At 58.2% G+C, this 22664-nt stretch carries 24 protein-coding genes and 1 pseudogene; 14 read left to right on the forward strand and 11 right to left on the reverse strand.

What is annotated here, in order from left to right; genetic code table 11:
- Window positions 1–275 (reverse strand): pyridoxamine 5'-phosphate oxidase family protein (locus tag C451_RS04030; protein ID WP_007737966.1); only part of this gene is annotated, 275 nt, incomplete at its 3' end.
- Window positions 275–1165 (reverse strand): universal stress protein, encoded by an 891-nt coding sequence (locus C451_RS04035; RefSeq protein ID WP_007737967.1) that lies wholly within the window; start codon window positions 1163–1165, stop codon window positions 275–277. The genes C451_RS04030 and C451_RS04035, both read right to left, overlap by 1 nt.
- 153 nt (window positions 1166–1318) lie before the next feature.
- Here C451_RS04035 and C451_RS04040 point away from each other — a divergent pair, with 153 nt between their 5' ends.
- Window positions 1319–1762, forward strand: coding sequence for a pyridoxamine 5'-phosphate oxidase family protein (locus tag C451_RS04040; RefSeq protein ID WP_007737968.1), 444 nt, complete (start codon window positions 1319–1321; stop codon window positions 1760–1762).
- Window positions 1763–1831: 69 nt separating this feature from the next.
- Here the strand turns inward: C451_RS04040 and C451_RS04045 are convergent, their stop codons facing one another.
- The gene (locus tag C451_RS04045; RefSeq protein ID WP_007737969.1) at window positions 1832–2281 is read right to left on the reverse strand and encodes a universal stress protein; all 450 of its coding nucleotides are present in this window, start codon (window positions 2279–2281) and stop codon (window positions 1832–1834) included.
- 124 nt (window positions 2282–2405) lie between these two features.
- On the reverse strand, window positions 2406–3314 hold the full coding sequence (locus tag C451_RS04050) for a universal stress protein (protein WP_007737971.1): 909 nt from the start codon (window positions 3312–3314) through the stop codon (window positions 2406–2408).
- A 100-nt stretch (window positions 3315–3414) separates the two neighbouring features.
- Here C451_RS04050 and C451_RS04055 point away from each other — a divergent pair, with 100 nt between their 5' ends.
- The 4 genes from C451_RS04055 to C451_RS04070 all read left to right on the forward strand — a co-directional run bounded on the left by C451_RS04055 (window position 3415) and on the right by C451_RS04070 (window position 6859).
- Window positions 3415–3846, forward strand: coding sequence for a universal stress protein (locus C451_RS04055; RefSeq protein ID WP_080503483.1), 432 nt, complete (start codon window positions 3415–3417; stop codon window positions 3844–3846).
- Between the two features lie 203 nt (window positions 3847–4049).
- Window positions 4050–4943 (forward strand): universal stress protein, encoded by an 894-nt coding sequence (locus C451_RS04060; protein WP_007737985.1) that lies wholly within the window; start codon window positions 4050–4052, stop codon window positions 4941–4943.
- Window positions 4944–5440: 497 nt separating this feature from the next.
- Window positions 5441–6307, forward strand: coding sequence for a universal stress protein (locus C451_RS04065; RefSeq protein WP_007737986.1), 867 nt, complete (start codon window positions 5441–5443; stop codon window positions 6305–6307).
- Window positions 6308–6520: 213 nt separating this feature from the next.
- On the forward strand, window positions 6521–6859 hold the full coding sequence (locus C451_RS04070; RefSeq protein ID WP_007737988.1) for a carboxymuconolactone decarboxylase family protein: 339 nt from the start codon (window positions 6521–6523) through the stop codon (window positions 6857–6859).
- A gap of 209 nt (window positions 6860–7068) precedes the next feature.
- Here C451_RS04070 and C451_RS21795 read toward each other — a convergent pair.
- Window positions 7069–7208, reverse strand: a pseudogene (locus C451_RS21795) (ISH3 family transposase); the annotation flags it as partial.
- 62 nt (window positions 7209–7270) lie between these two features.
- On the opposite strand from C451_RS21795, the gene C451_RS04075 reads away from it, so the two are divergent.
- From C451_RS04075 to C451_RS04095, 5 genes are read left to right on the forward strand one after another with little or no spacing between them, the layout of a single operon-like run.
- Entirely contained in the window at window positions 7271–7513 is a 243-nt protein-coding gene (locus C451_RS04075) for a 4Fe-4S ferredoxin N-terminal domain-containing protein (RefSeq protein ID WP_007737992.1), read from the forward strand.
- The gene (locus C451_RS04080) at window positions 7506–10019 is read left to right on the forward strand and encodes a molybdopterin-dependent oxidoreductase (protein ID WP_007737995.1); all 2514 of its coding nucleotides are present in this window, start codon (window positions 7506–7508) and stop codon (window positions 10017–10019) included. The genes C451_RS04075 and C451_RS04080 overlap by 8 nt, the downstream gene beginning before the upstream one ends.
- 2 nt (window positions 10020–10021) lie before the next feature.
- Window positions 10022–10948 (forward strand): sulfate reduction electron transfer complex DsrMKJOP subunit DsrO, encoded by a 927-nt coding sequence (dsrO, locus tag C451_RS04085; RefSeq protein ID WP_007737998.1) that lies wholly within the window; start codon window positions 10022–10024, stop codon window positions 10946–10948.
- On the forward strand, window positions 10948–12261 hold the full coding sequence (nrfD, locus tag C451_RS04090; RefSeq protein WP_007738000.1) for an NrfD/PsrC family molybdoenzyme membrane anchor subunit: 1314 nt from the start codon (window positions 10948–10950) through the stop codon (window positions 12259–12261). Before dsrO ends, nrfD begins: the two co-directional genes overlap by 1 nt.
- A complete protein-coding gene (locus tag C451_RS04095) occupies window positions 12258–12854 on the forward strand; it encodes a TorD/DmsD family molecular chaperone (protein ID WP_007738002.1) in 597 nt (198 codons plus the stop codon). Before nrfD ends, C451_RS04095 begins: the two co-directional genes overlap by 4 nt.
- A gap of 131 nt (window positions 12855–12985) precedes the next feature.
- Here C451_RS04095 and C451_RS04100 read toward each other — a convergent pair whose 3' ends face one another.
- From C451_RS04100 to C451_RS24555, 3 genes are all read right to left on the reverse strand, one after another.
- Complete coding sequence (locus C451_RS04100) at window positions 12986–14041, reverse strand: Mrp/NBP35 family ATP-binding protein (RefSeq protein WP_007738003.1); 1056 nt, start codon at window positions 14039–14041, stop codon at window positions 12986–12988.
- Window positions 14031–14459 (reverse strand): hypothetical protein, encoded by a 429-nt coding sequence (locus C451_RS04105; protein ID WP_007738004.1) that lies wholly within the window; start codon window positions 14457–14459, stop codon window positions 14031–14033. Before C451_RS04105 ends, C451_RS04100 begins: the two co-directional genes overlap by 11 nt.
- 271 nt (window positions 14460–14730) lie before the next feature.
- A complete protein-coding gene (locus C451_RS24555; protein WP_007738006.1) occupies window positions 14731–15378 on the reverse strand; it encodes a helix-turn-helix domain-containing protein in 648 nt (215 codons plus the stop codon).
- Window positions 15379–15516: 138 nt separating this feature from the next.
- On the opposite strand from C451_RS24555, the gene C451_RS04115 reads away from it, so the two are divergent.
- From C451_RS04115 to C451_RS04125, 3 genes are all read left to right on the forward strand, one after another.
- Window positions 15517–16416, forward strand: a complete 900-nt coding sequence (locus C451_RS04115) for an IS5/IS1182 family transposase (RefSeq protein ID WP_007738007.1) — start codon at window positions 15517–15519, stop codon at window positions 16414–16416.
- A gap of 205 nt (window positions 16417–16621) precedes the next feature.
- On the forward strand, window positions 16622–17110 hold the full coding sequence (locus tag C451_RS04120) for a halocyanin domain-containing protein (protein ID WP_049912878.1): 489 nt from the start codon (window positions 16622–16624) through the stop codon (window positions 17108–17110).
- 129 nt (window positions 17111–17239) lie between these two features.
- Window positions 17240–17680 carry a universal stress protein gene (locus tag C451_RS04125; RefSeq protein ID WP_007738009.1) on the forward strand — a complete coding sequence of 147 codons (441 nt, stop codon included), beginning with the start codon at window positions 17240–17242 and terminating at the stop codon, window positions 17678–17680.
- Window positions 17681–17801: 121 nt separating this feature from the next.
- On the opposite strand, the gene C451_RS04130 is transcribed toward C451_RS04125, so the two are convergent.
- Entirely contained in the window at window positions 17802–18632 is an 831-nt protein-coding gene (locus C451_RS04130; RefSeq protein WP_007738010.1) for an IS5 family transposase, read from the reverse strand.
- A gap of 971 nt (window positions 18633–19603) precedes the next feature.
- Here C451_RS04130 and C451_RS04135 point away from each other — a divergent pair.
- On the forward strand, window positions 19604–19789 hold the full coding sequence (locus C451_RS04135) for a hypothetical protein (RefSeq protein ID WP_007738011.1): 186 nt from the start codon (window positions 19604–19606) through the stop codon (window positions 19787–19789).
- 168 nt (window positions 19790–19957) lie between these two features.
- On the opposite strand, the gene C451_RS04140 is transcribed toward C451_RS04135, so the two are convergent.
- Entirely contained in the window at window positions 19958–20608 is a 651-nt protein-coding gene (locus tag C451_RS04140) for a hypothetical protein (protein ID WP_007738012.1), read from the reverse strand.
- Window positions 20609–20630: 22 nt separating this feature from the next.
- Window positions 20631–22571 carry a heavy metal translocating P-type ATPase gene (locus C451_RS04145; protein WP_007738013.1) on the reverse strand — a complete coding sequence of 647 codons (1941 nt, stop codon included), beginning with the start codon at window positions 22569–22571 and terminating at the stop codon, window positions 20631–20633.
- Window positions 22572–22664 lie beyond the last annotated feature (93 nt).

Raw genomic sequence — 22664 nt, forward strand, 5'->3', positions numbered from 1 at the left:
AGATGTGTATAAGAGACAGGTGTTTCCGCGCGATAAACGAGAAACCGGGCAGCTGTCGTTCGATCGCTTAATTTGACTTTCCGACTGGTGGAGCCGACGAGATAGGGGAAGTAGAGTTGTGAATCGCCGTCGAACCAAAACGACATCGGGCGGAGGGCGGGCGCACCCTCAGTTGGAAGCCCCAATACACCGACGTTCTGACTCGATAGAAATCCGTGAATCTCTCCGTCATCCATCTTCACCATGCCGTGTTCGCCCAATTCATCGGTCGTCATTAGTCCATATTCCTCCGTGCGTTGACGGCCAGCACTGGCATTTCGGCATGTCTGATGACGCGTTCGGCCGTGCTCCCGAGGAGGTAGCGGTTGAGGCCCGTCCGGCCGGTGGTGCCCATTGTGATGAGATCAATGCCGTGTTCGTTGGCGTAGGCAAGCAGGTCGCGTGCGGGCAGTCCCTCGTAGACGCCCGTCGTTGTATCGAGATCTACATCCGCCGCGCGCGTAGCGATTTCTTCGGTCGCGCGCTCGCCTTCAGCTTCGAAACGCTCGGTCAACTCTGAGGCCGCGGAGGAGCCCGGTGTGAGTGTTATCGCCCCGATATCGATGATATTGATTGCATGGACGCGAGCGCTGGCCTGTCTCGCGATTTCGATGCCGTGCTCGATGGCGGCGCTCGCGGCGTCGCTGCCATCGGTCGGGATCAGCACGTCCTCATAGTCCCCGGTGCGTTCGCTCCGTTCGACTGCTTTGGCCGTGAGTACCGGACACGAAGCCCGGCGCACGACGCGCTCGGTTACACTGCCCGCAACGTATCGACTCACCCCAGTTCGGCCGTGCGTCCCCATCGAGATGAGGTCGATGTCATTTTCATCAGCATATTCGATTATCGCGTCAGCGGGTTTTCCTCTGAGTACCGCCGTCTCTATCGCGTCGTCTTCGAATGCGGCTTCGGTCGCCGCGATTGCTTCCTCGTTTTCGGTCTCGATGCGCTCGACGAACTCCCGGTCGACGCCGCCGGCGTTGAACATGCCACCCGCCGTCTGGATGTCGGCAGCGCTGACGAGATGAGCCGTCGCATCGAACGTCCGCGCGAGATAGTGGGCATGTTCGGCAGCGCGAATCGCGTGCTCGCTGCCGTCGGTCGGGACGAGGATCGTATCGTACATCGTCTGTCACATTGGTTCGCCAGCACATAAATCCGGTCGGCAGTTCCGGGATGCGGGGAACGGGCCCGTGGATTCATCTTCCGCGCGCCTGTAGCAATCAGGGCGATTCGCTACTGGGGTAGAGTTTTGTTGATTCATCGCATAGTTCATGCTATGAGTGAGGGTGACTCCGGAACGATGGACGAGGACGAACGGGATGCATTTCTCGGCATCGGTGGCACGGGCGTCATCTCCCTAGCAGCGGGCGAGGCACCACCGTATTCGCTACCGGTCTCGTATGGCTATGACGTGGCCGCGTCGACGTTTTACTTCCGGCTCGCCGTCCTGCCGGACAACGAGAAAGGCGACCTCGCCGACCGATCGGTTTCGTTCGTGACCTACGGCAACGATGACGGGTGGAAAAGCGTCGTAGCGAACGGACAGTTAGAGCGGACCACCAAAGAATCGGTTGCTACCGAGAGTTTGCAGGGACTTGAACGAGTCCATATTCCGTTGATCGATATCTTCGGCAAACCCCCACGAGAGATGGCTTTCGAGTTCTATCGGCTCGTTCCAGACGAGTTGACCGCGCGAACGGAAACACACACCGAACTCTGAAGCCCCGTCCGTAGCAACGAACCAGACCCAATATATGCCGGATCGAGAGTAGGCGGTTAGTGAGCGTCTCTAACTATCAGTCTCGGTCTTCACGACGAGCGCTGGATGGCTCGTCAGCCTGAGAACGCGGTCGGTGACGCTTCCTAAAAGTGCCCGGTATTCTGCCGAGCGGTGTTTCGTCCCGAGAACGATGAGGTTCGTGTCGTGCTCGTCGGCATAGTCAGTGATCGTCTCAACGGGGTTGCCGTGCTGTACCGTCGTAGTGACTTCGATACCGCGATCTTCGGCGTCGGTACGGACCGCCTCAAGCGTCTCGCGTCCGTGTTCGGTGAGACCGTGTTCCGGCCCCTCTGCTGAGTCGAGATACTCGTCACCGCTGTACGCCGTATAAATGTTCTCGTCGACTACATATAGGGCGTGTAACTCGGCGTCGTGGGTCGCGGCGAGCTCAATGGCATGGGAGCTTGCGTTTTCGGATGCAACGGTCCCATCGGTTGCAAGTAAGATTCGATCGTACATGCGTTCAACGTTCAATGCCGATCTGCAATATACTACCGGTTAGACGTTCGTTAGCTACACTCATAGATGGCCGCAATTATATCTTTATATAGTTGTATTCATACATATGTTTGACTGGCCTGTGTTACTGAGGGTTGCCCTCACAAGAGCTATCTGTTTCATCTGCTGCCGGTTGACGAACCATTAGTACGGGAACTGGTGAAGTACGGACAATGTTGGCACTGACTCTTCCGAGGGCGTACTGGTTGAAGTCAGTCTGTCCGTGCACGCCGATGATGATGAGATCGATATTGTTCGCCTTGATGTACGAATGAATCTCTCGATGCGGTCGGCCATACACGATTGAACGAGTCACTGAGTTGGGTGGCGCTGTATCAGCGGCCTCAACGCCCTCGGCGATGATCGCATTTGCTCGCTTTTCGAGTTGTTCGTCCGGTGGTTCCGAACCGATATCGGGATCCATCATCGCTGTCTCTACGACGTGAAGGAGGTGGAGGGTCGCGCTGGTCGTGTTTGCGAGATCACCTCCTTCACTCAGAGCTCGGTTCGCACCTTGGCTTCTATCCGTCGGGACGAGAACATCACGAGCTGGATAGGAGTGATCATGGTCAACGCTGGGGTTAACGGTTAACACTGGAACTTTCGAGATGTTGATAACTCGCTCGGTAACGCTTCCGAGCAGGAACCGTTCGAGTTCTTCTCTCCCGTGGTTTGGCATGACGATGAGATCGATGTTGAACTCTTCACCGTAATCGATAATCGACTCGTATGGCTTGCCGTGAACTACGTTAGGAACGACTGTAATTCCTCGTTCTTCTGCTTGCTCGACGGCTTCGTGAACGATCCGTGTACCCTCGTTTTCCAAATCACCAATTCCATTGCGATCAATATCGGCGACACTATCCAGTGTCGTATTCACCACATTAATAACGTGAACCTCCGCGTCATGCTCCGATGCAATCGCAAGAGCGTATTCGAACACTGACGATGCTATCTCGCTGCCGTCAGTCGGGAAGAGAAGTCGATTGTACATACTAGAGCGTGGAGTGCTGGCATGATATGCGTAGGGGATGGCTATCAGTTGGCAGTAATCACCCTCCCAACTTTTCCCTCGCCGCTTCATTTTGGTGAATATGCCACGACAAATTCTCGTTCCAATTGATGGATCGCGAAAATCTACTGAAGGATTGGAGCATACGTTGTCGATGTATTCTCAGGAGAAGATCACGGTTTTGCACGTCATGCAACCGTTTGAGCCCGAGACTGCTGAAGAAGGCCAACCCGAATACGATGAGATGGACGAGTGGTATGAAACACACCATGCTGAAGCAGAAAGGATTCTCGATGAGGCACACGAGCTGGCTTCCGAATACGAGACGGATATCTCGACTGTTATCAATATCGGTGAACCATGGCGAATGATCGTCAGCTACGTCGAAGAAAACGACGTTGAGCATGTTATCATGGGCAGCCACGGACGCAAAGAAGACTCACCACTCCCACTGGGAAGCGTTGCAGAAACCGTCATGCGTCGAGCCCCGGTTTTAGTTTCGATTGTGCGATAACGGGCATGCTTGCAGAGAAACCCTCAGTATCTGTGCTTACTGAGAACTAGCCTTGAATATGACTGATCTCAGTGCCCTACAAGGCGGCTACATAACGTGCGAAATCAAGTAGTTAGGCAACCCCGATTTACAGATTGTTTCGCACTTTGGGGATCGAGGTATAGTTTCATATGTTGTGTCCTCGGTATTCCCAATGAGATCTGATGTACGAGACGATTCTCGTTCCAATTGACGGCAGCGAGCACGCGATTCGGGCTGGCGAACACGCTCGCTATCTTGCCCACGTTTTCAGTGCGAGCGTGCATCTCGTCAGTGTCGCCGACGTCCAGGCAATGGGCGGTATGTCCAACGGAGATGATCTCGACGAGGCATTCGTCGAGCGTATCGAGGCCGAACACAAGCGCGCGATCGAAACCTCCGAGGAGGTTTTTCAGGGCGACAGCATAGAGACAGCCGTTCTACGGGGCGCACCCGCCGATGCAATCGTCGACTATGCCGATAGTCATAGCATCGACGTGATAGCAATGGGGACACAGGGTCGAACCGGGGTAGGTCGCTATTTGGCTGGCAGTGTGACCGAGAGCGTCGTGCGTCGTGCTCCCTGTCCGGTCCTGACGACTGCCGCAACCGAACGGAGCCAACTTGATGGCGACTACGACGATCTCTTGATACCGACCGATGGCAGCGAGCCAGCGGCTGCAGCCGTCAGTCACGGTATCGCGATCGCCGAAGCAATCGGCGCTCGTATTCATGGGGTCAACATCATTGATGCCGACGCGCTAGCTCCAACACCCGAACACACAGCACCAAAGAGACTACTCGACCGATTCAAAGCAGAAGGCGAACGTACAACCGGCAAGATTGCCACACGTGCTACCAACGCGGGCGTTGACGTGACGACAAGCGTTCGTGAGGGCTACCCAACACGCGATCTCCTCGCGTACGCTGACGCTCACAACATCGATCTCATAGCGATGGGCACAACTGGACAGACAGATCTCAACCGCTACCTCCTCGGGAGCACGGCTGAACGTGTCATCAGACACGCTGAAATACCAGTGTTGGCAGTCAATGCAAGGGGAAGTATGAAGCGATAACAGCCGACAATCTAAGTGAACACAATGTGGTGAAAATAAATGATGGACCAGTGCATAGATTTCGTCAAGCAGGGACCAGTGTGCTTGAATTTCAGACGATGATGCTGCATCCTTGGTACTCAGGCTAATCCAGAACTAATGTCCGATGACGCCGTTGAATCGGCGGCCTTCTCCACTCCGTTCTTTCTTCATGCTTCAAAACTCAGCAGCCATTCATACTATCAGATCCCGCGCTGTCTAGTTAATCTGAATCGGCTAATTTCAGCGGCTTGAGAAACGGGACAGCTTGATGAAAAACACCGAGGACTGATTCAACGATTGGCTGGCGATAGAGCTGTCAAACTGTTCGATTCAAATTCAGTATTCAAGCTGAAGATGATGTGCTTAATAGCAACACTTAGCCGCCAAGACTCGCTCAGCTAGACAGAGCCTCATGCCCACCAATACTAAATAACAACCGATAATCAGTCCAAACCGAAAAGCGAGAGCGATACATTATGCACGACACCATCCTCGTTCCGACCGACGGTAGTTCAGGAGCGGAGGCGGCCGCACGACACGCACTGAACCTTGCGAGTGCTTTCGACAGCGAAGTACGCTTTCTGAGCGTCGTCGACGACCGCTCGTATAGTGCCGACCTCGCTGGGGTCGACTCACTAGTGGACGACCAACATGATGCACTGGTTGAGGGAGCGACGGACAACCTTCGCCCACTCGAAGACCTTGCCGCCGAGACCGGCGTTCCGTTCGAATCGTCAATCGAACACGGCATTCCCCATCAAGCGATAATTGATGATGCTGACGAGCACGACATCGACATGGTGGCGATGGGGACACACGGGCGAACGGGACTTGAACGGGTCCTCGTTGGCAGCGTGACCGAACGTGTCGTCAGGACGAGTAATGTCCCCGTGCTCACGACGCGAACCGCTCCGGACGAGCGCTCGTCGTACAAAGACGTGCTGATCCCGACCGATGGCAGTGATGCCGCAAGCGCTGCTGTCGATCATGGACTGGACATCGCCGAACGATACGACGCTACCGTCCACACGCTATCGGTCGTGGATGTGGGTTCACTCGCTGGCTCCTATGATGTTGCCTCCATCATTGAGGCGTGGAAGGACGATTGCGAGCGAGCGGTCACCGAAGTCGCCGAAGCAGCCGAAAGCCGCGGTATCGATGTTACTACCGAAGTCAAGCAAAGTACGCCCTATCGCGCCATCAAAGCGTATGTCGAAAACGAGGGGATCGACCTCGTGGCGATGGGCACGCACGGTCGGACGGGACTCGAACGCTACCTCGTTGGAAGCGTGACCACGCGTACCGTCAGAACGAGCGACGTCCCCGTGCTCACGGTCCAATAGCACCACGGATAGCCGGAGCATATCGAATATCGTGGTCGGTGAAAAACAGACAGATACCTCAAATCGAAATAGCGGGCTGGTGAGTACCCGTCCTTCAGTTCGTTCTCCAATATTTCATCACACGGTCCATGCACTGTCTGACCAGATAGTCCCATCGGATGGGAAGTGAACTCAGATTTATACGCACTGAGCGTGACGCTGAATGTGTAACATATGGCCGATGAAATCGACGATCCCGAGCAACTCCCGTCGACAGCCGGCGATCTCGCCGAACGGCATCCGGAGGTATGGGGAGCGTATGCTGAACTGGGTAGAAACTGTTCGGAAGCAGGTCCGCTTGACGATGAGACGAAGCGGCTCGTGAAACTGGCGTTGGCCGTCGGCACGCAGTCGGAAGGTGCCGTTCACTCTCACACACGCCGTGCACTGGACGAGGGAATTCCACCGGAAGCAGTACATCATATCGCTGTGCTTGCGATTCCGACGCTGGGTTTTCCGGAAGCGATGGCGGCCATGAGTTGGATTGGCGATCTGCTCGAAGAGGAGGACTGAGTCGCCACGGCTTTCCGTCATCGGTAGTTCCCAACTGAAATCTCAATAGCGGCTCTGAACCGATGAGCGGTCGTGGTAAACGTTGCAGTAGACTGGTCCACTGGTACCCAGAAGCGTCGCTGCGTACTCAACGCTCCCAGTATCGATTCCTAACGAACCCAGCCGAAAGCTGGTTCTCACGAAGGTACCTCCGAGGCTGCGGGCTGGCTTCAGCCCGCGACTGAGGTGTACGCATCCGGCACGCCGACCCCATTCACTTGATCTTCCACCGTCGCTTCAACTCCTCTTCGAGCGCGTGTCGGATCCAGTCACAGAACACCGAGAACGTGAACTGTTCGTCATCACGACCCCATTTAAAGTAATTCATAGTTCAGCGAACCACCTACCGGGGTGGCCGTTCTCGATACAACCATGAACGAGCCCCAACAGCCGAAACTCACCCCGCTCCCGGAGTGGGAAGAGGAGGCCGAGGCCATGCTCGAAGATGTCGACTACGACAAGGACCTTGGGATGCGGATGGCCCGTGACGCGCTTCGAGTATCGAACGGCGAGATGACTGACGAGGAGTTTCATGAGAAGTACCACGAGGACGTACTAGCGGAGTTCGGTGAGGACAACCGCCCAACGAAGCCTGAGGGATTCGACGATGAGTGACTCGGGAGGTGTCGGCCGGCGCGACGTGCTGAAGGCTGGCGGCGTCGTCGCTGCGGCCGGTGCGTTGGGCATCGGCGGCAGCAACGTCCTACAAACGCTCACCGGCGACGGTACGGACTCCGGCATGCAACTCGAAACGTTCGTCGGCGAGGACGAAGTAGTCCAGACCGTCTGTTCGCCGAACTGCCGTGGGAAGTGTCCAATCGACGTCTACAAGCGCGGCGGACGAATCAAGAAGATCCAGCCACACGTTCCCGAGGACGAACGGTACAAGCGCGGCTGCCTGCTGGGACTGACCCACACCCAACGAGTCTACGACCCCACGCGGCTGAAGTACCCGATGAAGCGAACGGACTGGTCGCTCGAAAACCCGAACCCGAAGGGGCGTGGATTTGACGCCGAATTCGAGCGCATCTCGTGGGACAAGGCACTCTCGCTGCTGGCCTCGAAACTACAGACAACCAAACGGAAGAAGGGAGCAGAACGGGTTCTCTGGCATGGCGGATCCGGCAATCAGGGCAACCTCGGCGGAATGACTCGAAGCCGTCTCGCATCGCTGTTCGGCGGCGTCACCGATGCCTTCCACTACGGCATCGATACAAACGTTGGGCAAGGTTTTGACAGAGTTGCCGGGAACTTAGCAGATGCGTTCTTGCCGCCATCGAACGCGCCGACCGACTGGAAGAACTGCGAGACGATGATCGCCTGGGGCACCGACCTCTTCCGGAGCCAGTTCGAGATGGACGCCGAGCACGTTCTGGAGACGATTCGTGATGGAGGGAAATTCGTCGTGGTCGACCCGGTGTACACGGCGACCGCCTCGAAGGCCGATCTCTGGCTCCCCATCGCCCCCGGCAAGGATACCCTTCTGGCACTGTCAATGATGCAGGTGATCTTTGAGGAAGGCCTTCATGACGATGAATTCCTCCGGAAGCGTTCGACCGCCCCCGCGCTGGTCCGAACCGACACCGGCGACCTGCTCCAGCCGTCCGACGTGTTTGCGAACGCCGGCAGTGGGGATGCCGTAGCGATGAACACCCGGACTGGTCAACCCGAACAATTGTCGGCGGAAACGGGCGGTCCTTACGCGCTGTTCGGCACGCATAAGATCAACGGCATCGAGACGAAGACGGCGCTGACGTTGCTCAAAGAGCACGTTTCCCAGTACACTCCGGAGGCCACCGCCGGGAAGACACGGCTCTCGCCGTCCGACGTCCGCACGGCCGCCCGGTGGCTCGCCACGCGCGGTCCGGGCGGCATCCTCCCGAGCTATGGCATCGGGCGATACATGTACGGCCACGTCTTTGGGCAGGCGTACGCCACCTTGATGGGGTTGACAGGTGATTACGGCAATAGTGGCAACATCCACACCCAGCATGGCAACATCTGGGGCGGAAATCAGGAACTACAGGTCGGCGAGTGGGCTTCCCCGCCCAGCGACGCGCCGAACCCAACGCTCGGCTACAAGGATGATATCGCCGCAATCGAGAACGGCCGGTTCGACGTTATCTACGCGATGGAATCGAACATGCTGGCGAACCAGTTCCCCGACCGACAGCGCTCGATTAAAGCGTTGAAGAACGTCGACATGATTGCATGGGCGGACATGCACCACACGCCCTCGGTGCAATATTCGGATCTCATCCTGCCGGTGGCTCACTGGTTCGAACAGGAAGATATCATCACTCCTGCCAATCACCCACACATCACCTACCGACACAAGGTGCAGGAGCCGCTGTGGGAGGCGAAATCCGACTACTGGATACTGAGTCGACTCGCAAAGCGGCTCGGGTTCGGCGACGCCTTCGTCGGCGACGCCCACAAGGAACTGAAGGGTCTCGTCGTCCGTGACGACCGGCTTGATTTCGACAAACTCGACAAGCAGGGCACAGTCGCGATGGATTACGAGACGGTGATGTACGAAGACGAGTTTGGGACTGATACGGGACGGCTCGAACTGTACGACGACAGCGGTCTCACCGAATCCGGTCCAGGACTCGACGGTGAGGTATCGCTCGAACTGCCGAAACCCATCGAGGCACGCACGAGCGAGGATTACGAGAAAGCCGACGAGTATCCACTTATGTTCATGCAGAAACATGGTGTGTTCCGCATCCACTCTCAATACGAGATGAACAGTTGGGTTCGAGAAATCAACACTGAGCCACATCTCGATATCAACCCGTCGGATGCAAACGCCCGGAACATTGCCGACGGCGAGTATGTTCGAGTTCACAACGACAAGGGCGAGATGGTGGTCAAAGCGAAATACAACGACGGGATGCAACCTGGTCTCATCAATACCGATCAGGGCTGGTGGAATCGCGACTTCGTGAAAGGGCACATCAACGACTTGACTGACGCCGAAGTCGGTGATATCGGACGGACGTTCGCGTTCTACGACACCCGCGTTGAGGTCGAACCGGCTCCCGACGACCTCGATACGGAAGGTCATCTCGGCGATGATCTCGTGGGTTCGGAAGCACAACCGAGTGAGGGTAACTGACAATGACGGACTACGGCATGGTAATCGATCAGGAGCGGTGTATCGGCTGTCACGCGTGTGCAGTCACGTGTAAGCAAGAGAATAACGTCCCGATGGGCCAGTACTGGAACCGGATCCTTACCGAGGGCGGCGAGCACCTCGATACACCCGAAGGAGGGTATCCTGAACCGGGCGAGAGCAGCTCACTCGACATGGCCTTCCAGCCGACGGCCTGCCAGCACTGTTCGAACGCACCCTGTGTGAAGGTCTGCCCGGTCAACGCGACGTACACCCGCGACGACGGTATCGTCGAAATCGACTACGACAAGTGCATCGGCTGTCGGTACTGTATGGCGGCGTGCCCGTACAACGCACGGGTGTTCAACTGGGGCGAACCCGAACACCGGCCCGAATCGGGCACCGGTGACATCGAATCCCGACCCCGGGGCACCGTCGAGAAGTGCACGTTCTGCACTCATCGCGTCGAAGAAGGGTTAGATCCCGCCTGCGTGGTGAACTGTCCGGCGGACGCCCGCATCTTTGGTGACTTTGACGACGAGACGAGCACGGTCTCCGAATACGTCAACGATTACGACACCCACCAGCTCCTGGATGACCTCGGAACGGACCCGAACACCTACTACGTCAAGGGGGAGATGACTCCGGGGCGGCCCCAGAAAGGCGAGAAGATGGAGAGCGAATATGATCTCGACCGAGAGGACACGACCGGGACCAGCGCTGAAACCACAAACACGACCGGAACCGAAACGAGCGCCGAACCTGCAAACACGACGGGGACTAGCACCGGTACTGAGACCACGAACACGACGGAAACCGAGAGCGCTCCGGCGGCGAACACCTCGGCTACCGATGCTGCGGGAGCTAACACCTCGAATTCGCTCGCCGACCCGGTCCCGCACGTACCGACCGTCGACGGGGGAACGAGCTGATGGCAAGTCGAGATCACTCTATTCGGTTCGCGATTCCAGAGTTCAAGACCGCCGGCAAGCTCTGGATTACCTTGTTAGGATTGCTCATGGTCGTGGGTCTCTCGGCGTGGGTCTATCAGTTTACCCAGGGGCTGATCGTCACTGGGATGCGCAACGTCTTCTCGTGGGGGCTGTACATCATGCTGTTCGTGCTGTTCGTCGGACTTTCAGCCGGTGGTCTCATCATATCAAGCGCTCCGAAATTCTTCCACTCCCAACGGTACAAGGGGCTTGCCCGTATCGGTGTGTTGTTAAGTCTCGCGTGTATTACTGTCGCGGGGCTGCTCATTCTGCCGGATATCGGGCGTTCCAACTTGGTCTACCAGTTCTTCACGTCCCCTGACTTCCGGTCGCCGATGGTGTGGGACTTCGGTGTCGTCGTACTCTACGGCTTGCTCAACGTCTGGTACCTGTGGCTGTTGACTCGACGTGATTTGGCCGCTCACGGCTCACGGCTTGCGTTCGGCACCGAGGATACGGAAGCCGGCCGCGAGCGCGACCGTAAGCTTGCATTCTGGACGGCGGCGCTCGCCCTGCCTGCAGCGGTCACGCTACACTCGGTCACCGGGTGGATTTTCGCAACGCAGATGGGGAGGGGAAGCTGGTTCAGTCCGCTGGTCGCGCCGGTGTTCATTGCGAAGGCGCTCGTCTCCGGTCTGGGACTGTTACTCGTTGTGGCGATCCTCGCCAACCGGTTCACCCGCTTTCGTGCCGATCGCGACGATCTCGTCAGCCTCGGGCGCGTACTCGGTATCTTCCTCGCGTTCCACGTTGTCTACCTGCTTGCTGCGGAGCGGCTCCCACACGCGTGGGCCGAAAATTTCGATTTCTTGGCAATCATGTCGAACTTCCTCCTCGGGACGACGCCGTATTTCTGGCTATGGACGGTGGTCGGCGGGGCGCTTCCGCTCGCGCTGCTTGCGATTCCGTCGGTGCGCAAGCGCGTTCCGGTCATCTTCGCCGCGAGCGCGCTCGCAGTCTTCGGCGTCGTCTTCGAGGGCATACAGCTGGTCTTCACCGGCTACAACACGGTCAACATTGCCGCGCAACCCGGTGTCACCGTCGGCGGCCAGTACGAGGGTATCGCCCCCGACATCTGGGCGACTGCCGGCTCCTACACGCCTACGCTCATCGAGTTCGCCGTCACACTGGGGGTCATCTCCTTCGGCGCGCTCATCTTCACACTTGGATTGAAGTACATTCCCATTCAGCATTCGGAGAATCGTTCCGAACCAGCAGCCGTGGCCGATGGCGGCGAACAGGAGACATCATGACCGAAGCGAACGACGTTCATGGAGATGCTGGCGAGAGATCGGGATCGGTGCCGATCGATGGCGGTGGTGAGGGCAGCCACTCCCGCTCGGAGCGAGCGACGACATACGCCGTGATGGCCGAGTGCTGGCGGGAGCCGACCGAACAGCTTCACGACGCTCTCGACACGGGTGCGTTGACGTCGTTGGTCGATCACGAGGACGATGTCGGTCTCGCAGACCTCCGAGCGGAGTACACGCGGCTATTCATCGGCCCCGAGGGACCGCCGTGTCCACCCTACGAGAGCGTCTACCGTGACGCCGAGGACGAAGAGGAGTTCGGACCGGTCAACGGCCCGGCGACGATGGCAATCAGACGCTGGTACGGGGAGTTTGATCTTCAGCCAACAGCCGAACACACTGATCTCCCAGACCACATCGCAACGGAACTCGAATTCGCCGCGTATCTCGCCAGCGAGGGTCACGAGGAGTACCTCAACCAGTTCCTTGACGAACATCTTCGAGCGTGGGCCGATGAGTTCCTCACGGCGGTCGAAACGGAGTCACATCGACAATTTTACACGTCACTAGCGAGGAGTACACGGAAGCTGTTATAGGAGAATCCGACGCTGTTCGCTCTGTCTTCAGGCAACGGGTCAGAAACCACCGAGCATGGAAACCATCCGCCCGCCCAACTCACGCACCATTGAGTGAACACGAGAAGATTATCAATCGCTCCGGCTCTCGATCACACTACTGACTCATCGCGTCGGTCTACATGTCGGCGTCGGAGGACTTCTCCGAGTTCATCCATCACGTTCGCCGCCACCGCATCGAACGCTTCGTGTGGGGATGTGTCGGTGTCGTCGCCCTCATCGCTGGCATCCCCGAGAGCGCCGATGGCGGGGTCAAGCGGAATCGCTCCGAGTAGCGGGAGCCCAAACTCTGCGGCCAATCCTTGCCCGCCATCGGCGTCGAAGATTGGGTGTTCATTCCCGCAATCCGGGCAAAGGAAGCCGCTCATGTTCTCGACAATGCCCAGTACAGGCGTGTTGTGTTCTTCGAACAACCGTAGCCCCCGTCGGGCGTCGTCGAGCGCCGTTTCTTGTGGCGTTGTCACGATCACCGCACCGGTCACCGGAACCTGCTGGAGCATTGTGAGTTGCGTATCGCCGGTTCCGGGTGGGAGATCGACAATCAGGTAATCAAGTGTTCCCCAACTGATATCATGCCACAGGTTTGTGAAGACGTCAGTCACCATCGCACCGCGCCAGATCACTGGCCCATCATCGCCCGTGAGTAGCCCCATACTCATCAGTTCGACACCCCGAGTACGGACTGGAAAGAGAGCGTCATCATTAACTCCTACTGGTACTCCCTTCACACCGAGCATTCGCGGGAGATTTGGACCATAAAAGTCGGCATCGAACAGTCCGACACGAGCACCCCGTCGAGCCATCGTCACCGCAGTATTCGCCGCAACGGTACTCTTGCCGACGCCACCCTTACCGGACATGATAGCGATGACGTTCTTGACGTCGGCCGATTCACTGTCGACGACTGGTCCTGCTCGGTCAAGTGCTGCCGACAGTTCGAGGTTATAGCCCGTCTCGGCGAACACGTCACGAACCATGTCGGCAAGCGCCGTCTCGACCGGAGAATACGGTGCCCCGAGAGCGAGCGATATCCTCACGGTGTCCGCATCGACGCGGATGTCGTTGACGAGACCGAGCGAGACAAGGTCGTCGCCCAGACGCGGGTCGTCCACGCTGCGGAGTCGCTCGGTGGCTACTTCAGCGTCCATTCGGTCCCTCGGTGTCGTGCCCATTCGTTACTGATCGGTCGTCGTGTGTCAAGTCAGATCGGCCATCGGTAGCCGATACTGGCGAGCCGGCCGTCCAAGACTCACCGAGCGTGATTCCACCACGCTCCCACCGAGACGTATTACACTCGTCGCTCATCCAGCGGAGAGCGTTCACGAGTGCTTCGTGGATATCACTGTTGAGAAATCGGGTTCTGTCGTTGAGCGTTTCGAACTCAAAGACGACCCGCCTCGTCGATGTCGGTCGCTCATCGCTTCGATAGATATGAACACCCGAGACGGTTTCGTGTGTCAGACAGGGCACCGTTCGCTCGGTGTTCCAGATGATATCGACGGATTGCCTGCACTCATCGAGATCGTACTCGATCTCGTAAACGTAGGGAATGTTGCGCTCACTCATTGCTCCTCTCGTTGGCGCTGCGGAGCGATTCTGTCCGTACGTTCATCGACGTCGTTGTCCGTCGGTGGCTGTCGGCTTCTGCCAAGTTCTTGCATACGACCCGTTGGACTCCCACTCTGCTGGGTCTGTCGCTAAATAGTGATGGGTTTTAAATCCAAGCTGTCTGTTCGCGTGCAATGTCTTTGCGTGTGGAATCATTGACTGCCGATTGCTTGTCTCCGGTGCCGCGGGTCTGTGACGGTAGTCGCTACAATATTTCGACCGTATTCATTCATTGCCCGCTGGAATCAGCGAAGGTAGCGATGGCAAGCTTCGATTCGACGGCACTCAGCCGCTGTGAAAGTGCTGATTTCGAGATTTGGAATTCGTCGGCCAGTTCGCCAAGGTTCGTCTGTTGGGGTGTTTCGTAGTAACCTGCCGATACGGCCAATACAACGGTCTCACGTTGGGTTTCCGTAAGAATCGAAAGGTCGATGGTGGCAAGGTCTGATGACTCCGTTCCAGCATTGTCAAGCTGCTGGAGCCGACGAAGACGGACGCACCCGACGGCCGCACGCAACTCCTCCACGAGCGGTTTGAGTGCACTGCGGTCGGGCAGATAGCATTCGACGAGAAACTGCTCGTCCTCCACTCGTGTGATGTTCGGCACGGTACCGTGTGCGGCAAAGATGGGACACGGACACGACTCATTGGTCCTGTTTTCCATGTGAATTACTTCTCCACCATCGTCAGCCACTCGCACGTCTGCGTGACAGTCACCACCGACTAGTTGCTGGCCGAGTACTGTCGTCGACTGATCGAAGCTCTGCAGCGGACATGGCGACGAACCCTCGAAACCGAGCTCGAACTGGATCCGGAGCGCGTGACGGACCGTCCTCGAGGAACGATCGTGTTTCAGTTTGCCGGATTCGTTCTCCATACATGCGGCGCTTCGTTCCAATTCCTTGAATCTCCTCTGATGATTTTCAGTCGATGAAAATCGTGCTCTATTGAAAACAACACACGGCGTCGGGATTGTTCGGTATTGGTTTGAGGAGATGAAGCCGAAGAGTCGGATATGGCAATCGTCCTCCTCGACTTCGTTGAGAAGGCACTACGCGTAGCGAAACAAGCGTTGGGGAAGCACGCGGGGAAGCCCGAATCNCTCCTCGACTTCGTTGAGAAGGCACTACGCGTAGCGAAACAAGCGTTGGGGAAGCACGCGGGGAAGCCCGAATCAGGCGGGCTTCCCCGCGAGGCGCACATCGTCGCTCACTGTATTCGGAAGGAAGAAGGCCACACCTTCACCGAACTTGTTGATCGGATCGGTCTCATGCCTGAGGTGTGCGATCTCCTCGGACTCCATACAGACGCGCTGCCTGATCCGACCACGTTCTACCATTCGATTGATCGGTACGCGATGTACGTCTGGCGGGCGTTGCTGCGCACTTCGGCGCAGCAACTCCGCCAATCTGGTCATGTGGCACTAGACAGTACGTTCTTCGAACGCAAGCAGGCCTCTCAGTACTATCTCCAGCGAAGCGGCCGCACCGTCAAGACGATCAAGGCGACGACGCTGACCGATACGGAGTCGCTTGCGGTGCTGGACGTCCATTGCTGTATCGAGCGTGAACACGACACGAAGGCTGGCCCGCGGGTCGTCCGCAGGAACGCGGACGACCTGCGGTCAGTCGCTGCTGACAACGGGTTCCAAGACTGGCACACCGAATACGAAATCGCTGCGTTAGACGTTGAGTACCTTGTTCACCATCAAGGATCGAGACCGATGGCCGTTGCGAATAACGCGCTCATCCGAGCGAAAGGCTACACCCAGCGATGGATGTCCGAGACGTCTTATTCGACGGTCAAGCGAACGCAGGACTCCGCCCTGCGTTCGCGATTCTGGTATCGCCAGTTTCGTGAGATCGTTCTTCTGTTCGCGCTCAATAACATCAAGAAACTCGCCAAGACGCTATGATCGTACTCCCGTACCGCATTTTCAATAGAGCAGAAAATCGGGTGACGGAATTTCCTCCACCGTCGATGAATGCCGATGTATGCGAGGGACGAGCGCTTACGCCAGCCGACGTCGATATCTCGGGAGTCTCGCCACCGCATTCTCATTGCTCGCCGGGTGTATGGGCGGCGACAATGGTGGCGATACCGAATCAGGACGGATAGCGATGACCCGCACGACTGCTTCAGCCGATGACGAAACGGCGACCGAAGAAATGGCTGGAGATGATACCAGTCAATCACTCACCAACCAGACGAGTGACACCGGAAGGAGGAGTGACGTACCTAGTAGCAGTGAGACAGCCGGTGGGGCTGTATCCGAATGGCTCTCAGACGCCCCGGGATACGACGGCACCGTCGTTGATGCGACTGACCGGAAGCGCGTTACCGTTTCGGTCGGCGCGGCAAGTCCAAACGGTCCATACGCGTTCGCACCTGCTGCCGTCAACATCTCGACCGGAACGACCGTTGTCTGGGAATGGACTGGCGAAGGTGGTAGTCACAACGTTGTCGCTGAAAGTGGAGCGTTTGAGAGTGACCTCGTCGCCGAGGACGGGTATACCTTCGAGCATGCGTTTGATTCCGCTAATATCTACCGGTACGTCTGTAAACCGCACGAATCACTGGGAATGAAAGGAGCTATTATCGGCGAATAGGTCATATATCGGTAACATCAGTTTTCTAGCTTGCCGAATAGTCCCTAATAGATCTCATGGTTGTTCTCAGTATCCGAAAATCAACAGAAGCCATCAAGACAATGGCGGGAGTATATCTAATCAGAGTTGATGTACGATCGAATCCTCTTTCCGACCGACGGGAACAGTCAAGCGAATGCGCTTGAACACGCGATAAATATCACCGAACTAAGCGGTGGCATTCTGCATACGCTTTCGGTCATTGACGGCGAAACAGTGGAGGAAGACAACAGTCCTGATTCATTCGAACCGACCGGGACACAGATCGTTGAGGATGCTGAAACTGTCGCAGCCGAACGAGATGTCAAGGTTTCAGGAGCCATTGAGCAAGGGAACCCCGACGAAGTGATTCTTCAGTACATCACCGACCACGACATTGATCTCGTCGTGATGGGAACACACGGGCGCTCGGGGGTGGATCGGCTTGTGGAGGGTAGCATTACTGAGCGAATCATGCGTGCAAACGACGTACCCGTCCTCGCTGTGAGTATCGATGACGACCAGTCATCATCAAGGGAAAGGTCAACTTAGGGCTCCATTGAATCGCTATAAGGCAGTGGAATTCACGGTTTGATGAGTCGCTTGATGTTGTAGACGAGACACATCAGGACGACTTCACNGGCTCCATTGAATCGCTATAAGGCAGTGGAATTCACGGTTTGATGAGTCGCTTGATGTTGTAGACGAGACACATCAGGACGACTTCACGGAACTCGCGGTACCATTCACGCGCTCGGACGGCGGAGCCGTACGAGCGCTTGACCGACGAGTTCGCTGTCTCGGTCATCGAACGCTGTCCGTAGAGATCATCGTCGATTCTGGCGTTGTGAGCGTGATCGTACGGTGCGCGTACGCAGTGCTTGACCAGGGGACGTACCCCGTGATCGCGGAGTGTTTCGCGTAACCACTGGCTGTCGTAGCCCTTGTCGGCGGCCAGTGTCTGCAACTCGCCCGCGTACCGGCGGGCGAGTTGCGCGCACACCTCTGCATCGCTTCCTTCTCTGGTCGTCGTACAGTGAACGTCGAGGATAGCTTGAGTCTCTGTATCGACGAGTTTCGTGGCTTCGATGGTCTGTACACGGTAATTCGTGCGGTCGCAGTAGTGTTTGCTGGCTGGAGAGCGCTCGTAGTGTGTTGCATCGACGGCAACGTGAGGGGATGGGTCGTGCAGCTGCGCCGACTGGCGCAGCAGCACGCGCCAGACGTCCATCACGATTCTATCAAGCCACTTATTCAACGTCGACGGATGAGGTAGATCATCCGGCTCAAGGTCAATGACCTCCAAAATTGGTGGCATTACTTCGAGTCGGTCGATGATCATCTCGTAGGATTCTTCGAGGAAAATCCGCAGCCCGTGGAGGGATATGATCGCGTAGTCGGCGAACCTGCCGCCGCCTTCCGGGGCGGCAGGTTCGTCAGCATCGTCGGAATAACTTTCAGCGAGCGAGACCAACTCCTCGGTGAAGCGGGTGGTAAGGTTCACTGCAAACGCTACTCACCCGCTTCATACTCTTCGATCTATCGCCCCATCACGCCGCCATCTAGTGATTCAATGGAGCCNGGTAAGGTTCACTGCAAACGCTACTCACCCGCTTCATACTCTTCGATCTATCGCCCCATCACGCCGCCATCTAGTGATTCAATGGAGCCCAACTTAGTCAATAGTACATCTGTAGCTGATATCGGTTAGGCAGCCAGTCAGTACGCGGATTGTTGGTTCATTGCGACTCCTTTTCGATGTATCGAAGAAGCCACTACCAGTCTTGAGTGTGGGCTTGTGAACCACCTCGGGATCACGTCCCGAGGGGATGCACGGTCGGACGGGGAACTCGTACGCTCCCTCGTCGGCAGTATGATCGCGCGCACCGTCAGAACGAGCGATGTTCCGGTCCTCACGGTGTGATAGCAGTTCGAGACGCGCAGTCTCGAACCCCATCGAATTCGCCGTCGCTGTAGAGGCGTGGTGACAGTTTACATGCAGTCCCGCACAGCGACCAGCGACGCGCGATCTTGACTGGGTGGTGTGCGAGCAGTAGCTATTATGATGTCGTCCACCGAACCAGTGACCGATAGCTGATCTCTCGGCGCTGTTCGTCCCCTCGCGCGTGGCCGTCATCAGTGCGACCGACTGGAAAGTGAGGCGGTGCCGTTCCTCGAAGGGCGTGGCATTTCGATCCTCGGCGTTCTCCCGCGCATGCGGGAACTGGCTGGGGTCACAGTGGCCGACTTCGCGGCGGAATTCAGTGCCGACGTGCTGACCTACGCGCCCACCGATGCCTACGTCGATCGGCTCTCGGTCGGCGCGTGGGCGGGACGCCGCTTCCGGCACTTCCGCCGGATCAAGGGCGTGGTGGTCGTCACTGGCGGTAACCGTTCGGACATCCATTCGGTCGCGCTCGAATTGCCGGGGTCAGATGTCTCTGTCTCACGGGCGGCTTTCGCCCGTCGGCCACCGTGGTCGGGAAAGGCCGAGGAACGTGGCGTTTCGTACTCTCCGTCCAATCAGACACGCTCACGACCATCGAGCGCGCCGAAGATGTCGTCCACGCCGGGCGGACGCGCGACGAACTGACCGACGAGCGCATGCGTGGACTGCTGGCCGATCACGCCAACGTGGATGTGCTGCTCGATTTCGACTGAGTGTCGAGACGAAACGACAGCGCGTTCCGCTTGAGACGTTCGGGCTGTGGTTCGTGGAGTGGCGAGTGTTCGTTACCGGTGTAGAAATAGCTCCCCCTCCTCCCTCCTGTTCGAGCCGTCGAGACCGACGCCCGCCGATGAGATCAGGGATCGTCCGGAGCAACACGCTCACTCCGTCGCTTCCGCCTGCCCGACGGTGAAGAGGCTATCGTCGGTCAGAATTCGCTTGACGCGGCCGTGCCACGCTTCGGCGAACGCCTCGCGTTCATCGGCCGTCGCGGTTCCGTCGACCATCCCGTCGAGATACCGTGTCGCGGGACCGGCGTCGGGGACGTTGCTGACGTGATACGTGACCTGGATGGAGTCGTCGGTGTCGGTCCTCGTGAAGACGAACGCCGGTTCGACGGTCTCGCTTTCACCGAAATGGAGCCGATACTGTCGACCACCGTAGCCGCCGGCGAGACCGGCGAACCCGTCCTCCTCGGCTGCGCCCGTGATGTACGAGACGATACGTGATGTGACGCCGTAGGCCGGGTCCTCCTTCGGCCCGCCGGCAGTCACCTCGATCTCCCCGCGAACGGGGTGCTCGTTGGGATAGAGCCCGCCCAGCCCGAGCTGTGTGAGACGATAGGCTCCCGAGGCAGTCGGACAGGAGTGGCCCGCCTCTTTGACGACATCCATGTAGCTGATTACCAGCGGCTCGCCCCGGTCGAGGACCGCCAGGGCCTCGGCCGCCGGGTCCCTGATGCGAATCGGTTCGACGTCTTCGTACGTGATGTTCCAGTTCGTCCGGTCGGCGTGAGTCGTCGGTTCGTTCATGGTTGTATCGGTGGGTCGACAGTCAGTGTCGCAGTAGTCGCATCCCGTTGAGGATGACGGCCAGAACGCTGGCCTCGTGGACGAGCATCCCAGCCGCGAGGTGGACGTAGTTCGTCAGCACGCCCGCGAGCAGCAGCGTCACGGTCAGCACCGCGATGGCGACGTTCTCGTAGATGTTCCATCGCGTCGCTTTGCTCAAGCCGACCGCGTAAGGGATGCGTTCGAGATCGTCGGCCATCAACGCCATATCGGCCGTCTCGATGGCCGTGTCGGTGCCCGCCGCACCCATCGCTATTCCGATGTCGGCGGTCGCCAGCGAGGGCGCGTCGTTGATGCCGTCGCCGACCATCGCAACGACGGTGTCCTCCTCGCGAAGCTCGCTGATGATGCGCTGTTTGTCCTCGGGAAGGAGCTCGGCACGGTAGTCGTCGATGCCGACGTACTCAGCGACGGTACGCGCGGTACGCTCGTTGTCGCCGGTGAGCATCACCGTTTGGACGCCCGCATCGTCAAGCGCCCCAACGACCGATGGGGCGGCGTCGCGCACTCGGTCGCGGAGCGCGATGACGCCGGCGACATCGCCGTCCAGAACGACGTACACCGCCGTTTCACCGCTCTCCTCCCGGTCGTGGACGTGTTCCTCGACCGCCTCGGGAACGGCGATGTCCCGTTCGTCGAGCAGCATTCGGTTCCCGACAACGATTTCGTGGCCCTCGTACCAGGCAATGACGCCCTTGCCCGCAGCGACCGTGAACTCCTCCGGGTCGGGAATGCCGGCCTGTTCGGCGGCAGTCTCGCCGCTGGCTCGCCGGTCCGCCACTCCTTCCGAGCCATCGACGTATGCACCGCCGTCGGCGATGACGCCATCGTCGGGCGACCGGGCAGCGTCGAGGACCGCTCCCGCGAGGTGGTGTTCGCTCTTTTTCTCCGCGATGGCCGCCAGACGCAGCGCCTCACCGCTGTCGTAATCGAACCCGCGGACGTTCGTGACGCTCGTCTCGCCCGTCGTGAGCGTTCCCGTCTTGTCGAGGGCAACGAGATCGATCTTGCCCGCGCGTTCGAGATGCTCGCCGCCTTTCATCAGGACGCCGCTTCTGGCGGCGTTGCCGATGGCCGAGACGATGCTCACCGGTGGGCCGATGACCAACGCTCCGGGACAGCCGATCACGAGCAGGGTAAGCGCCAACAGGGCGTTCTGCGTGACGACGTAGGCACCGACCGCAAGGACGATGATGGCAGGTGTGTAGTAGGTCGCAAACCGGTCGATGAGGCTCTCGGTGGGGGCTTTGGCCTCCTGGGCCTCCTCGACGCGACGAATGATGCGCTGGAGCGTCGTATCCGACCCCGCTCCGGTCGTTTCCACCTCCAGGGCACCCTCCTGATTGACCGTCCCAGCATACACTTCGTCGCCGTCTCTCTTGTGAACGGGGGCGCTCTCGCCGGTGACCGACGCCTGGTTGACCGCGCTCTCGCCGTCGACGACCACCCCGTCGACGGGAAGCTTCTCGCCGGGGCGGACGATGACGACTTCGCCCTCCTCGACCTCGTGGGCCGGCACCTCAATATGGTCGCCATCACGGCGGACGAGCGCCGTGTCGGGAGTCATTTCGAGGAGTTCCTGGAGAGCGTTGCGCGTCTTGCGCATCGTCCGCCCTTCGAGATAGCTCCCGAGGCTGAACAGAAAGACGACTGCCGCCGCCTCCCAGTACTCGCCGATGAGGATGGCTCCGATGGCCGCCAACGTCACGAGGGTCTTGATGCCGAGCGTCCGGCTCCGTATTTCGTGGACGGCGACCTTCGCGATGTCGTAACCGCCAACGATGGTTGCAAGAACGAGGATTGCAGCGCTCAGCGTATCGAACGACGTGACGTACCCGAGGCTCCAGCCGCCGCCGTAGAGGAACCCGCTCGTTGCCGTGACGATGGCCTTCCGATGCTTCCGATAGTACTGTTGCGGATTCATGATAAGTATCTGTTTAGCGGAACAGCTAAGACGAAATCGTAGCTCTCAGGGAAGAGCAGGACGAACAGCCGCTAATCGTGCTTTCCGGGCCTG

It is taken from the genome of Halococcus thailandensis JCM 13552 (assembly GCF_000336715.1).
In the GTDB taxonomy this organism is placed as follows: domain Archaea; phylum Halobacteriota; class Halobacteria; order Halobacteriales; family Halococcaceae; genus Halococcus; species Halococcus thailandensis.